This is a genomic window from Acidicapsa borealis, assembly GCF_059115245.1.
In genome coordinates, this window is record NZ_JCACNY010000001.1 from 5,774,481 (window position 1) to 5,789,208 (window position 14,728).

Sequence of the window (14,728 nt, forward strand, 5' to 3'; positions counted from 1 at the left end):
TGGAGATATCGGCCGCGGAGAAGTTACAGCACCCGCGCAGCGTCCTTGGCAAAATAAGTCACGATAAAATCCGCGCCCGCCCGCCGGATGCCTACCAACGACTCCAGCATCGCTCGCTCCGGCTCCAGCCAGCCCTTGGCAAACGCCGCTTGCAACATTGAGTACTCACCCGAAACCTGGTACGCGCCCATCGGCACATCGAACCGGTCCCGCGCCGCACGGATCACATCCAGATACGGCATCGCCGGCTTCATCAGGATCATGTCCGCGCCCTCAGCCAGATCCAGCTCAATCTCCCGCATCGCCTCGCGGACATTCGCGCCATCCATCTGGTAGCTGCGCCGGTCGCCAAACTGCGGCGCAGAATCCGCCGCTTCGCGAAACGGTCCGTAAAACGCCGAGGCAAACTTCGAGGCGTAGCTGAGAATCGGCGTCTGCTCCAGCCCGTCCTCATCCAGCGCCCGGCGAATCTCCGCCACCCGGCCATCCATCATGTCGCTGGGGGCGACGATGTCCGCGCCAGCCTTGGCCAGGCTTGCCGCCGTTCGGCCCAGCAGGTCGATCGAAGCGTCGTTCTCCACCTCAAAACCCGCCGCCGTCTCGGCGACAATCCCGCAATGGCCGTGATCGGTGTACTCGCACAGGCAAACGTCGGCAATCATCACCAGCTTCTTCGCCGCCGCAGTCGCCTTCAGCGCGCGCAGCCCGGTCTGGACAATGCCTGCGTCGTCCCACGCTCCCGAAGCCTCGGCGTCCTTGGTAGCCGGCAGGCCAAACAACAGGAGGCCGCCCAGCCCAAGCCCGGCAGCCTCTTCAGCTTCCTTCACGGCCTCGTCCACGCTTAGGTTGAAGACTCCGGGCATCGAACTGATCTCCCGCCGCACACCCTCACCGGGGCAAAGAAACAGAGGGTAGATCAACTGCCCCGGCTCCAGCCGGGTCTCTCGCACCAGCGACCGGAGCGCCTCAGTACGCCGCATCCGCCGCATTCGAATCAAAGGAAAGTCCATCCCTAGATTCTAAATCCGGACGAAAGCGCCTTCGGCTAATCCCTGTTCCCTGATCCCTGTTCCCTGTTTTTACCGCGCCATCGCCTGGTACCCAGCCGCATTCTGCGCGCTCACCAGCACGACCAGAGTCCAGATCCCCAACGCCGTCCCAAACGGAAAGCTGAACAGCGCCACGCACCCTGCCAGAATCGCCACCGGACGGCCCCAGGTCGTCTTGCGCCTCAGCCCCAGCCCGGCAGCGAGCGCCAGGCCAGCCTTCAGCATGGCTGCCATCCAGGCAAAGCGAAACCAGAACATCGGCATACCCGGCCCGTGCCAGAAGTGGTGCCCGAACCCCGGTCCATACCCGTCGCCGAACCAACTCGTGTGTCCATGGAGGACGGCATGTGCGAAGGCCAGTCCCATCAAGCTGAAAAGTGCGACGAGCGCGGCATAGACCGTCCATCCCGTAGCCAGCGCGTTAATCCGCCGTTCGATAAAGGCAATCGGTGGCGCGAAGTACGGAGCAAACTGGCTACCTGGGCCAGGGCCACCCACCGGTGGACGACCCATCCCTGCCGCCCGCCCGCATCGCGGACAAAATCCCTGACCTGCTACCAATGCCTGTCCACAGCCATTGCAATACATACGCGCCTCCAATCGACAACGTATTCCCTCATCTATACGTATCCAGCAGTTGCCTTGTTCCCGTTCGGTTCGCACGACTCGCACGCTTCAGGTTGTAATCCCTGCTTCCAATACTGAGCCTCGCAGTCTAAGGTCAGAAACCGGGGGTAACACAGAGATAGGTACTATTAAGTTAGAAGTAACTCATATCCAGCCGATAACTCGCGATGCTAGCATCCCGGCATGCGCCGCGCCGCCTTCATCACTGGCCTGAGCAGCGCGACTCTCGCGCTCACCGCGCTCTGCGGCTGCTCCAACGCTCACTTAGATAGTCAACTTATCGACCGGTTCTTTTCCACCGGCACTAAGACTTTGGCGAATGACGTCGCGCTTGATCGCGCGCTGCATCTGAGCGCGCTGACGCAGAGTGACAGGCCTTTCCATCTGATTCTCAAGATCTCTCCACCGCCTGCGGCCGCGCATGAAACGCAGATGCAGACCCAGATGCGGGCTGAGATGCAAGGCCAGGTTGAAGTCTTCTGGATGAACCCGATCACCTACCGTACCGTCATCCGTTCCCCTAACTTCAGCCAGACCCGCATCGTGAACGGCAGAGTTGTCGAAGAACACAACACCGGCAACTTCTATCCACGTTGGATACAGAACTTCGTCGACGGCTTATTCGACCCTGCCCCAAAAGCAGCGACGTTGGCCAGCGTGCCGGGAACGATTCCCATCGGCCCCACTTCCCGCGCCTGCATCACACATCCCGCACCAACCGATGGTGATGGTTCCGGCGCGGTTCTAGCCGCCAGCCCGGACAGCACGGCGGACGAAACCGCTATGACCCAGGTCTGCTTCGAGGGGCCAGAGCCGCGCCTTTCCAGCGGCATCACCTACAGCCGCTACGTGTCCTATGACGACTTCGCCCCATTCGGCACCCAACTCGTACCGCGCACCCTGGTCAACGATCTGCCGGTAAACCTGCTGTTGCGTGGCCACATCGCGGTACTCGAACCGCTGCCCGCGGCCGATGAACCGCTTCTCAAAGCGCACGAGTTCACACTTCCCGCTAACCAGATTCGGACCACCCTCGTCTCCCGGCAAGCCGCCGAATCACTGCTGGCGAGCCCCCTTCTCCCGGCCAGCTCGAGCACTCGAAATCCAGCGCCGAGAACCATCTACATCCGCACCGACCGCACCGGCAAAGTTCGGGAAGCGTACCGTAACAGCGCTGACCACTATAACCTGCAGGACGCAGCCGTATCCCGCGCCCTGACTCTGAAGTTCAAGCCGCTGCTCATCGACGGCGTCCCTCAGCAGATGGAAGCCCCCATCGCCATCCCGTAGAGCCTCCGAAAACTGAACCCGCAGTCCGCCGGGGCATAGCCTCCAGGCAGCTGCACAGGGGTAGAGCCAAAAGCTCTCAGCCCCGGACCCGTTGCTGCCGCTGTCAACCCTGATTACCCAATGCAAGCTACCATGAAACAAGACAGGGAAATCAACATGGCAACGCCCAGCGCTCTCCTTGATTCGCAGCTTCACCCACAATCCGAAGGCTTACTGGACGCTGTACCCGCGCCCGCCCACCACCTCGACGCCACAGCACTCGAGTGGCACCCTCTGCTGGCCCTGGTCGGCTACTACGCCACCTCCCGCGTTGGCCGCGAGGCAATCCTTTCCCTGCGGCCTTCCGCCGATCAGCCATGGATCGAACAGCAGCACCAGCTCACCGCCGAGCTCCGCCAGCTGCTCAACTCGTCCGCTTCGATCCCGCTTGGCGGTCTCATCGACCCGACCCAGCTCGCCGCGAAATCCCGGATTCCGGAAGCCGCCCTCGAGCCAGGAGAACTGCAGGCTGTAGCCCACCTCGCCAACGACATCGCCGCCTGGCAATCGCTGCTCAGGAACCCACCCGCCAACATCCAGATCCAGGGCCTGCTCGACTTGAGCGCGGAACTGACGCAGTCTCTCGCACCGCTCGCCGAAGCCATCCAGCGCAAGCTCCTCCCAGACGGCTCGCTCGCCGACGACGCTAGCCCGGAGCTCTCACGCATTCGCAGCGAACAGATCCGCCAGCAGCGCGTCATCGAGGAGTCCCTGCGCTCCGCCCTGCGCCGCCTCTCCGCCGAAAGCCAGACCCAGGACGACCTCATCACTATCCGCGGTGACCGCTTCGTCATCCCCGTCAAAGCCGAGCAGAAGCGCCGTGTCTCAGGCGTGGTCCACGGAGCCAGTTCGTCCGGGCAAACGGTTTACGTCGAGCCGCTCGAAACCATCGAGCAGAACAACGAGCTCGTCCGCCTCCTCGAAGAAGAGCAGGCCGAGATCCACCACATCTTCATCGCGCTCACCCGCCTTGTCGGCACGCATTCCGAAGCGCTCGTCGCCGGAGCCCGCGTACTCGCCGTTGTCGACACGCTGCAAGCCCGCGCCCGCTTCGGCATCGCCTATGACTGCACACGCCCAATCTTCTCGACGGAGCTGTTCCGCCTCGAATCCGCCCGCCACCCGCTCCTCGAAAAGCGCCTGAAAGCCAGCGGCGGCCAGATCATTCCCTTCACTTTGGAACTCAAGTCCGAAGCCCGCCAGCTCATCATCAGCGGCCCCAACACCGGCGGCAAAACCGTCACCCTCAAGACCACCGCCCTGTGCACACTGATGGCCCAGTCCGGCATTCCCGTGCCCGCCGCCCACGCGACGCTGCCCATCTTCGACGCGTTTCTCGCCGACATCGGCGACGCGCAGTCGATCGAGCAGGCGCTCTCGACATTCAGCGCGCACATCGTCAATCTGGACCGTATCTCGCATCTCGCAGGACCGAACAGCCTCATTCTGCTCGACGAACTAGGCTCCGCCACCGACCCCGACGAAGGTTCGGCCCTCGCGGTCGCGGTCGCTGAGTACTTCCGCCACACCGAAGCCTGGTCGCTCATCAGCACGCATCACACCAGCTTGAAGATCTACGCGGTCAACACTCCCGGGGTCATCAACGCAGCCGCTGGCGTAGACGAAACAACTCTCGTTCCCAACTATCAGCTCCGCCTGGGCGTCCCCGGAGCCTCCGCAGGCATCGCTACTGCCGAGCGCCTCGGCCTCAACCCCACTATCGTCACCGCGGCTCGCGACCGCATGGGCACGCAGCAGGCCGACATCGGCCGTTTCCTCCAGAACCTGCAAACCCAGCTCACGACTCTCGAAGCCGAGCGTAAAGCTGCCCGCGAAGAGAAGTACGCCCTCAACCAGGAGCGCGCCAAGCTCGCCCGTGAAGGCGACCTAGAACTCAAGCGCCGCACCAAAGAGCTGGAGCAGAAGCTCGCCTCGCTCCTCAAAGACTTCGAATACCAGATGCGCCAGACCGTTCAGGCCATTGAAGACCGCGCCGGACAGCTCAAGCTGTCGAAGGAGTCCGAACGCCGCATCCAGCAGCTACGCCGCGACTTCGAGCAGCAGTTCAACTCGACAGTAGTCGCGCACAGGCACGGCGCCGACCAGGGAGACCCCAACGCCCAGCCGCACCTGGTCAAGCACATCGGCATCGGCGACCAAGTCCGCATCAAGAGCATGAACAAGATCGGCACCGTCGCCCGCCAGGTCGAAAAAGACCTCTACGAAGTCGCCCTCGGCGCGCTCAAGATGCGCATCAAGCGCGACGATATCGCCGAAGTCGTCGCCCCGGCAGGTAAGCCGCTTATCAGTGAAAAGCCGTTGGACGCCGTTGCGCGTCAGAAGGGCGTTCGCGTCACCGTCACCAGCAGCGGCTCAGAAAACATGCGCAGCGAGATCAACCTGATCGGCCGTACGGTAGACGAAGCCACCAGCGAGTTAGAAAAGTATCTCGACCAGGCCTTCCTCGCCGGCCTGCCCAGAATCCGCGTCATCCACGGCACCGGCATGGGCATACTCCGCCGCGCCCTCCGCGAATATCTGCGCACCCACCCCCACATCGCCAAAATCGAAGAGCCCACGCATCAGGAAGGCGGAGCAGGCGCCACTATCGCCGACCTAAGGCAGTAGTTGCAAAATAGCTGCAACGTAGCTACGATGATCTTAGTTAGAAGATCGGCTATCCGAACACCAAGACGGAACTCCTAACGGTGCCATCCGGAGGATCGGAGCTAGCCGCAAATGTCGTCCAGTAGAGCTTCCGTGTGGCTTCCGAAAGGGAAGTTCCGCTCGGCCTCGACAGCCAAAATTCAGCTTTTTGCTGATAGGTTGGAGAGACCATGCCCACACCACCTGAGGACTCCGAACCTGTTCCTATGCTTTCTTTTGATTGGGACAGACATAACATCAGTCACATCGCCGTACACTCCGTAGCGCCTGAGGAAGCCGAGGAAGTTATTCTCAATGACCCTTTGGAATTCGGATTTGACGCAGATTCAAAATGGGAAGACCGATGGACCTACCTCGGAGAAACCAATCGCGGGCGGGTCTTGATTGTCGTCATTACTATGCGTGGCAAGAAAATCCGAGTTGTAACTTCGTTCGAGCCCGAGAAGCGCGACAAGCTGACCTATCTGAAAATGAAAGCAGGATGGAATGACAACGGCGGTAGTTCCTAAATTTGACTCCGAGGCAGAAGAAGCCAAGTGGTGGTACGACAACCGGGAAATGCTCTCCGACGAGTTCCAGAAAGCTGCTAAAGAAGGCCGCCTGCGTAGGGGAGGCGTACAACGCCTGCTGGCAGAGCGGGGTATCACGCTTCCGCCTCAACAGCCGCAGCCAATCCCAAGCACCACCATCCGCCTTGATCCCGACGATATCGCCAAGGCACGCGTTCAGGCGGCCAAGCGCGGTTTGCGCTACCAGACCTATCTAAAGATGATCATCCATGAGGCTCTGCTCAAAGCTGAGGCCTCCAGCACTTAGCCAGCAGCCTCGTCGACTACTCTACATACGGCATCCGCGCGGGCAGTTTCAACTCCCGCCGCGCGAACAGCCGGAACTCCGCGGGGAACATCGGCACATGCTGCAGCCACGCCTTTTGTACCAGTGTCACGCGGCACCAGCGGCGGAACAGGCAAATCCACCAGTCGGCATGCGGTGAAGTCTGGTTATCCGGAAACGCCAGCAGCAGATTCGTATACACCGTGTACATGAACTCCAGCACAGCATTGGCAAACTGCATTGAGAAATCATGACTGTTGGCCGGGTTCTGCGGAGCATTCCACTCGACCTGGTCGCATTCCTCCAGACCGCGCTCATCGTTCAGCCGCGCCTCCAGGCCCACCAGTTCTGGCCGTGAACGCAATTCGCTCAAGATGCTCTCGTACCGGCTCAAGTGGGCCGCAAGATGTGCTTCCATCTCCGGAGTGCGCGGGTACCAGATCGCATACATCCGCCCAAACAATTTATCGACCTCATCGCGATGCGTGACCTTATCCCGCTCGGGCGAGAGCGCCGGCTGGATGGTCGACATGGCGATATGATGCCCAAGCCTGCGATAGCTCTCAAACTGCGTTTCAGTGAACCATTGGTTGCCGGTCATATCATGCGGAAACACGTCATGCCGCAGCTTATACGCCAGCAAATCCGCTGACTCATCGCCCACCAGCGAAGATTTCATGTAGACGATCACTCCGGTATACGGGTCGCCCCCGGAAGCGCCCAGGCAACCACATTCTCGCAGGGCCGTGACGTTCCCGGCTTCGCCTAATCCATCCGCCGGCGGGTGCGGATACCGGATCGTACCCACCACGCAGTGCACGCTGCTGAAACCTGTCTTTTCATCCCGCTCCAGTGGTCGCAGATCAAGATCGATGTCCGCGCCAAAGTCGGTGCGGCACTTGGCAATCGCCGTACCCATCCCCTCGAATTTCATATCCGCATCGGCTTCGGCATCGCACACGATAATGTAACTGCAACGGCGCCGGACAAGCTCGTACAGGCCCATGTTTTCAAAGTGCCCGCCATCACTCAAATTCACGTATTGCGAGGCATCATTGACCGCGCCGAACAGCTCCTGAAGCAACCACAATCCAGGAAACTTTGGCGTAGGCCGGTTGCGCTTCGCGCGCCATCGGTGCTTCATGCGCGGGTTGGTGATCCACCATCCCAGGCGAACGTTGAAAAACGTCATCAGGAATGCCAGCGCGGGGTTGCTGTTGTAGCCCATGTTCGGATTCAGCGCCGCTCCCGAAACCGCCACTGCCGTATCCAAGTGAATGCCGCCCTGACGATAGGCAAAGTCCTTGGTTGGGACGAAGCCGTTGAAGCTCACTTCGCTACTCTTGCCCTCGGTCCACGACACGCTATAGCCCGAGTAGAGTGGCGTAAACGCAAAGCTTGTTCCCTTGCGCTCCTGCGTTGCCAGGTCTTCGCCCGTGGTCAGGTTGAGCGTGGTGCAGAAGATCGGAAACGGCCCCTGGTACTCGCCGTCGCGATGCTCATGGCGATTAAAGCGATCCGGCAGCAGATCGGCTACACGCGGCGGAATCGTCTGCTCGCGGATATTCTTTCGCGTCACCTTCGTCCGGTCATCGAAACCGGTGAAAGGATCAGGCTCGCGATCTCGAAGCGTCGCCCCCAGATAGCAGCGCGTGAGCCGGTTGCGGTAGAACGATTGCATCGAGAACTCATTAATGTCCACCCGCCACCCAAACAGCGCCGCGATGGCCATCGTCCCGGCCGCCAGCATCAGATCCGCCAACGCAAACTGCTCCCAATGCAGGTGCCGTCTTGCGATCGTGTCGGCAAGCCCATCCACGGTTACAGACACGCCGTAGGAGACCACCAGCAGCAATCCCCCGATTGCGATCGGAGAGGCAACCAGGGCCAGGAAGTCCATCGGCTTGATTCCAAAGATGCCCTTGTCGGTTGGTTTGCCATCCCCCTTGCCGCTCCACCCTGCCAGCACCGTCGTACCATGCGCAGCGAAAAATGTCACCGCAGCCGAATACACCCATGCCGGCCCTTTGCCCGCAAGCCAATAGCCGAGGTATGGCCCCAGCAGCACCACGCCAACGCCGCTTGTCCACAGCAGCGCATACAGCAGCGACCAGGCCCGCATTCGCGCCAGCCACTCTCTGCGCGTCTCGGAATAATCCCGGCCCAGAAGGCCCAGGGTCAGCTCAATGGCCACGTGAGGAACGCTCAACAGCATGCCCGGCAAGAATGTAAGCTGAATGCGCCAGGGATCGATCACGCATTCATGATGGAGCGGGCCTAGCGTGCCGATCTGACCGCTCAGAAACTTTGCCACCCACCAGCTTCCGAAAACATAGCCAAACCCCATCGCACAGGCCACAGTAGATGCGCTCAAACCCGCGAGACAAATCAGCAGCCGCGCCCAGGTTCTCTTAAAGCCGCGCGCATCCGGCTCGAGCGCCACAAATGCACCAAACGCGTCGCCTGCATAGATCACCAGCAGCACTGCAATCAGCACCATCACACACGCCAGTACCGGCGGCGCGAGGTTCAACATCACCCGCTGATCGAAAGGGAACTGCGACCAATAGCTGAGCCATACAGAAGTCGCAAGCCATGGAAGAATCACGTGCAGCTGAACTCCACGGTTGGTGAGCAATTGCGACACCAATATCTTCTCGCGAAGCTTGTATTCCTTCTTCTGCTTAACCTCATCTTCGGAGATATAGGTCTGAAGATATAGATTTCTCCCAAGTCGATAAAGAGACCAGAAAGCCCACACCCCTACCACAACTCCAGCCCAGCCCATCATGGTCCAGAACCTGCCGGAATGCGAGAACTCTCCCCACTTGGTGCCTCTTACCGGCGACAGCGTCAACAAGTGAACCAGGAAGAACAACGACGCAAACGCAGTAAGGATCGGTATCTGATTCAGGATCGTGTTGCGCAACCAGATCGCAATCATCGTCCAGGTATCAGCCGAGAAGATTCCCTTCTTCGGCGTCAGGTAACTCGCATACCGAACCAGCCATTTGATAGGCTCAGGCGACACCGGCAGACAATCCGGCTCGGCCTGCGGAATCATCTTACGGATAACACCATCGCGCCCGTCCGGATCGCGCAAGATCCAACCGGCAAGAAACTCGTGAATGTATCCGCCGCCGGAGACGGAAGACAGATAATCGACATGCGGCAGCAGCCCCAGTTGGGAAATCGCCTGCAGCACTCCAAGATTGAAGGTCGCGCTGCGAATACCGCCGCCCGACAGGCACACGCCCACCAGACGGTTCTCCTGCTCGGCGACCGCCCGGTAGACATCACCTTTCTCTTCCGACCAGCTGTTGCGTGCTTCCATCTCCTGTTCCAGAAGCCACTTGCTCGGCGTATAGCTGGTCTTCACCGCGAGGCGCTGCTGCAGTTTGGGATTCAACTGCAGTTCTGCACGAAACTCCTCCGCGTCGAATTCCTTGTCCCCGATGGTCACTTTCGGAGCATGGTGGCCATGCAGACCTCGCTCCGCAAGCAGGATCGGAAACGCGATATCTGCCAGCCGTTTGCAATACATCGCATTCGGCTCCGGGGCCCCGTGATGAACTTCAACGCTCATAGCTACTCCAATCCAGCTCGCACCTGAAGGCGCAACTTCATTCCGGAATCACTTCAGCCAATTTGCATGGGGAAAATGCAGCGAACCCGCAGACGCGCTTGGGGTTCCCCGAAAAAGAAAGAAAAACTCGCAACGATTAAACCACGTCTCCGCCAGACTGCAACACAAGAATCCGGGACAGCATTTCACTGCCGGATGCTATGTTTAAGTCGGAAGGCGTGCAGCAATAGCTCTCCCGTTTGAGTTTCTCCGATTTCCTCATCTCAGCTCCCCATTGCCATGAAGACAACGACCAAGCTCAATAACATCCAAGTGCTTCGCGCTTTCGCCGCTGTGATTGTTGTGCTCTTCCACACTGGCTTTGCCTTCCCGACAATGCACCCTTTCGGTTCCTTCGGAGTGGATGTTTTCTTCGTCATAAGCGGCTACATCATGGCCCGCATTCTCGACCCCGAGAGTGATTCTTCGAGCGACTTCTTCTTCCGGCGTCGCGTTATCCGCATTGTTCCGCCTTACTGGTTTTTCACAATCCTGCTCTTCCTGGTCGCTCTTCGCATTCCCCAGCTGATGGGCTCAACCCGCGCGAATCTCCTGGACCTTTTGAAGAGCTTGTTCTTCATCCCCTTCACTAAGGGCAGCGGCATCGTTCAACCTCTGCTGTTCATTGGCTGGAGCCTTAACTACGAGATGTTCTTCTATCTCGCGCTCGCCATCGGGCTCCTCATCTCAAAACGCCGCGCGGTCTGGGTCGGCGGAGGCCTGGTGCTGGCCACTGTCCTTGCATGCCTCCCGTTTGCTGGCCGGAGTGTCCTCGCCAGTTTCTATAGCCGGGACGTCGTTCTCGAATTCCTTCTCGGCATCCTTGCGTACTACCTTTGCCGCGCGATCGAGGATCAGCGTGCCCGCAGCCTGCGCTTACCCGCGCTCTTGGTCTGCATAGCCAGCGGCCTCTTTCTCATCGCGATACAGGCCTGGTACACGTTTCCCGAGGCCGGCCGTTACTTTTATCGCGTTCAGATGTTGGGAGTGCCCTCTTTCCTCCTCGTCGCCTCCGGCAGCCTGCTCTCGCAGGGCGGCTGGGACACCAAAGCCAAATGGCTCGTTCTCATTGGCGACGCCAGCTACATCCTCTATCTCCTCCACCCCTACTGCGAATATTCGATCGACCGTTTCTTTGGTTCGCATATTCACTGGCTGAAGCGCGACACTGCTACGGGAGCGCTCCTCGGGGTTTCCCTCTCCATAGCCGTCGCCGTTCTCATCCATCTCTACGCAGAACGCCCGACCGTCCGTTTTCTCAACCGCAACTTTGGCGGCCGGAGAAAATCCGTCGAGTTCGCCGAACCCGCCGTCAAATAGTGGCCGGAATGCCAACTTCGTGACACCCACGGCCTCGATCCCCGGCCGCAGGATCGCTTCCGGTGCTGAGTCGTCGCATCCGCGTACGATACGGGTCGTATCCTAGACGTGTATGCAGACCGCCTACATCGCCCTCGGCAGCAACCTCTCCAGCCCTGCCGGCACACCCGCTCAAACCCTGGATGCCGCTCTCGTGCGCCTTGGCGAGCTGGGCACCGTACTCGCGCGTTCCCCGTATTACGAAACCGCGCCGGTAGGTTACGCCGACCAGCCCAGCTTCCTCAATGCCGCCGCAGCCCTCGAAACCCACCTCGAACCTGAAGCCCTGCTCGACCGCCTGCTTGCCATCGAACGCGACTTTGGACGTGACCGCACCCACGGCATCCTCAATGGCCCGCGCACCCTCGACCTCGACCTGCTGCTCTACGGCGACCGCATTCTCAACACACCAGATCTCCAGTTGCCGCACCCGCGCATGACCGAGCGCGCCTTCGTCCTAGTCCCGCTTCAGGACATCGCACCCGGGCTTATCCACCCCCAAACAGGTCGATCCGTGTCACAATTAGTGAACGACCTGACACAATTGAAAGAGGAACCCATCAATGGCGGACGCTAACTCCAGCCCGTGCGTCGATCTGTCGCTCTCCGCGCCCCGCGCCCGGAAGCGCAGCATCTTCATGGGCCCGGCTGCCCGAATCTCCGCCGTTTTTCTAGCCTCTGCGCTTGTGGCCTGCCCATTTGCTTCGCGAGCTGCCGCGTACCAGTCGGCCCCGGACGCCAATACTGCACCCAACCCGGTCTCCAATCAGGTCACGGACAGCAAGGGCAAGCCGATCGCCGGAGCCCACGTCCGCCACTCTACCAGCGACCTTCAAGGCACCACGGACGCAGACGGCCGCCTGACCCTGAATTGCCCGGCACCATGCCCCGTTCTAGTCGAAGCCAATGGATTCGCCAGCCGCGACGTCAACTGGACTTCCCCCGGACCAATCGTCCTGCAGGTAGCCGGCAGCCGCCAGTCGGTCAGCATCACCGCTTATCGCACCCCGCTCGGCGACCTCGAAAGCCCGGTCAGCACCCGCGTCCTCACCACCACAGACCTCCGCTCCGCGGGAGCCATCACCCTCGACGGCCAGCTCCGTCTCGTCCCCGGCGTGGAAACCTTCCGTCGGTCGAGTTCTCTGGTCGCCAATCCCTCGTCGCAGGGCCTCAGCCTGCGCGGCCTCGGGTCAACTTCCGCCAGCCGCACCCTCGTCACACAGGATGACGTCCCGCTCAACGATGCCTTCGGCGGCTGGATCCACTGGGAAGAGATGCCCGAGCTCGCCATCCGCTCCGTTGAACTCGTCCGCGGAGGCGCCAGCGACCTCTACGGCTCTTCAGCCATCGGCGGCGTGGTCAACGTCATTCCCATCCGTCCCGAAGACAACCAGATCGTGCTCAAGTCCAGCTACGGTGGTCTGGGCACCTACGAGGACAGCTTGCTGCTCGAAGGCCGACGCGGCCACTGGGGCGCTCTCGCCACCGGCGGAGCCCTCGGCACCGACGGTTTCATCCAGCTCAACCCCGCCTCGCGTGGCCTGGTCGATATCAACTCCAACGTCCACGCCCAGAATGGCCTCGTCCTCGTCGACCACCAGCAGGGCAACCTGCGCCTCTTCCTCCGCGGCAACGGCATGAACGAAGCACGCAACAACGGCACTCCCGTCACGACGAACGGTACCCGCCTCTTTCGCTTCGCCTCCGGAGCGGACTGGAGCGGGCCGACAGTATTTCGAAACAGCAGCACTGTCGTTCTCCGCGCCTACGGCTCCACCGAGCACTACCGCCAGACCTTCTCCACCATCGCCGCCGACCGCAACTCCGAAAAGCTGAACCGCTTTGCCAAGACCCCCGACGACGAGATGGGTGCGGTCTTCCACTGGAGCCAGCCCTTCGGGCCGCATTTCCTGGCCATCTTCGGCGCCGACACCCATGACGTCCGCGCACACGACGATGAAGTGGTCATTGCAAAGTCCGGCGCCATCTCCTACCAGAACATCACCGACCGCCAGCGCCAGACCGGCGCCTATGCCGAAGTTCTCTACACTGGCAGCGGCTGGACGGTGAGCGGGTCAACTCGCCTCGACTGGTTCAGCAATTTCGACAGCTTCCAGTACGCACCCACCGTCACGCCTCTACCCCATCTGAGCGAACACGTCTTCGATCCACGCCTCGGCATCTCCCGCAAGCTTGGTTCACACTTCGCGCTCTCCGGCTCCGGCTTTCGCGCCTATCGCGCGCCCACGCCCAATGAGCTCTACCGCTCCACTCAGGTAGGCAGCCTGCTCACACTACCGAACCCCTCTCTGTCCAGCGAGCGCGCCACTGGCTGGGAGACCGGCATCGCCATGGAGCAACGCTGGGGGACGGTGCGCACCAGCTATTTCTGGACCCAGGTCAACCACCCCATCACCGCCCTCACCATCAATCCAACCTCATCGCCCATCAAGCTCATGCGCGAAAACCTCGGCCAGATCGAAAGCCGAGGCGTTTCTGTCGACCTTCAGCTCCAGCCAACCAACCCCAATTGGCACTGGATCACGCTCACCACCGGCTACCAGCACGCCAACGCCACGGTGACGCAGTACAAGCAGCAGCCCAACCTCGTCGGCAACTGGATTCCCCAGGTCGCCCACAACACGGCCACTGCCCAGCTGAGCGGCTACCGCCGTAAGATCGGTACCCTCAGCCTGCAAGGCAAGGTCTCCGGCCGTCAGTACGACGACGATGCCAACACCTACCTGCTACGCGGCTACTTCAAACTCGACACCTACGCGTCTCACGAATTCGGCAACCGCCTGGAACTGTTCGCCGCCGGGGAAAACCTCTTCGACCGCTCCATCGATGTAGGCCGCACCCCACTGCTCACCCAGGGCATGCCGCGCGTAGGCCGCATCGGCTTTCGCCTGAAACTGGGTCCCGTAGCCAACTAACGGCCTTCCTCTGCCCGCCATAGAATTCGCACTCGACCAGAAACAACCTTCCGCGCGATACTCAGTCCAACCGACAATCACCCGAAACGTTCGCCCGAATATGGCCAAGCTCTCCATCCCGGCTGCTGTCCTCGTCGCGGCCCTTGTGTGCCTCTTAAGCACCCAAATCTCCCAAGCCGAACAGCCTGACCCTTGCACCGCAGCTACCACTCCCTCGGATATCCAGGTCACTCGATCCACCCCCGTAGATCACGTATCACGCCGGCGAAATCATCCCGCTGACTCTCTCCTTCACGAGCACC

At 60.8% G+C, this 14,728-nt stretch carries 10 protein-coding genes; 7 read left to right on the forward strand and 3 right to left on the reverse strand.

The annotated features are described in order from the left end of the window. Window positions 1–23: 23 nt before the first annotated feature. Together hemB and AC5S27_RS23530 are read right to left on the reverse strand one after the other, a co-directional pair. Window positions 24–1,010 (reverse strand): porphobilinogen synthase, encoded by a 987-nt coding sequence (hemB, locus tag AC5S27_RS23525; protein WP_493936997.1) that lies wholly within the window; start codon window positions 1,008–1,010, stop codon window positions 24–26. Between the two features lie 69 nt (window positions 1,011–1,079). Next, window positions 1,080–1,562, reverse strand: coding sequence for a hypothetical protein (locus AC5S27_RS23530; protein WP_493936998.1), 483 nt, complete (start codon window positions 1,560–1,562; stop codon window positions 1,080–1,082). Window positions 1,563–1,859: 297 nt separating this feature from the next. Between AC5S27_RS23530 and AC5S27_RS23535 the strand changes: the two genes are divergently transcribed. The 4 genes from AC5S27_RS23535 (at window position 1,860) to AC5S27_RS23550 (ending at window position 6,488) form a co-directional block, all read left to right on the forward strand. Then, window positions 1,860–2,966, forward strand: a complete 1,107-nt coding sequence (locus AC5S27_RS23535; protein WP_493936999.1) for a hypothetical protein — start codon at window positions 1,860–1,862, stop codon at window positions 2,964–2,966. Window positions 2,967–3,122: 156 nt separating this feature from the next. Further along, window positions 3,123–5,633: an endonuclease MutS2 gene (locus AC5S27_RS23540; RefSeq protein WP_493937000.1), complete on the forward strand. Its 2,511-nt coding sequence runs from the start codon at window positions 3,123–3,125 to the stop codon at window positions 5,631–5,633. 209 nt (window positions 5,634–5,842) lie between these two features. Continuing rightward, complete coding sequence (locus AC5S27_RS23545) at window positions 5,843–6,181, forward strand: BrnT family toxin (RefSeq protein WP_493937001.1); 339 nt, start codon at window positions 5,843–5,845, stop codon at window positions 6,179–6,181. Further along, window positions 6,159–6,488 (forward strand): hypothetical protein, encoded by a 330-nt coding sequence (locus AC5S27_RS23550; protein WP_493937002.1) that lies wholly within the window; start codon window positions 6,159–6,161, stop codon window positions 6,486–6,488. Before AC5S27_RS23545 ends, AC5S27_RS23550 begins: the two co-directional genes overlap by 23 nt. Before the next feature lie 16 nt (window positions 6,489–6,504). On the opposite strand, the gene AC5S27_RS23555 is transcribed toward AC5S27_RS23550, so the two are convergent. Further along, on the reverse strand, window positions 6,505–10,092 hold the full coding sequence (locus tag AC5S27_RS23555) for a hypothetical protein (protein ID WP_493937003.1): 3,588 nt from the start codon (window positions 10,090–10,092) through the stop codon (window positions 6,505–6,507). A 279-nt stretch (window positions 10,093–10,371) separates the two neighbouring features. Here AC5S27_RS23555 and AC5S27_RS23560 point away from each other — a divergent pair, with 279 nt between their 5' ends. The 3 genes from AC5S27_RS23560 (at window position 10,372) to AC5S27_RS23570 (ending at window position 14,426) form a co-directional block, all read left to right on the forward strand. After that, window positions 10,372–11,451: an acyltransferase family protein gene (locus AC5S27_RS23560; protein ID WP_493937004.1), complete on the forward strand. Its 1,080-nt coding sequence runs from the start codon at window positions 10,372–10,374 to the stop codon at window positions 11,449–11,451. Between the two features lie 112 nt (window positions 11,452–11,563). Next, window positions 11,564–12,067, forward strand: a complete 504-nt coding sequence (gene folK, locus AC5S27_RS23565; protein ID WP_493937005.1) for a 2-amino-4-hydroxy-6-hydroxymethyldihydropteridine diphosphokinase — start codon at window positions 11,564–11,566, stop codon at window positions 12,065–12,067. After that, window positions 12,054–14,426: a TonB-dependent receptor gene (locus AC5S27_RS23570; protein ID WP_493937006.1), complete on the forward strand. Its 2,373-nt coding sequence runs from the start codon at window positions 12,054–12,056 to the stop codon at window positions 14,424–14,426. Before folK ends, AC5S27_RS23570 begins: the two co-directional genes overlap by 14 nt. Window positions 14,427–14,728: the final 302 nt, after the last annotated feature.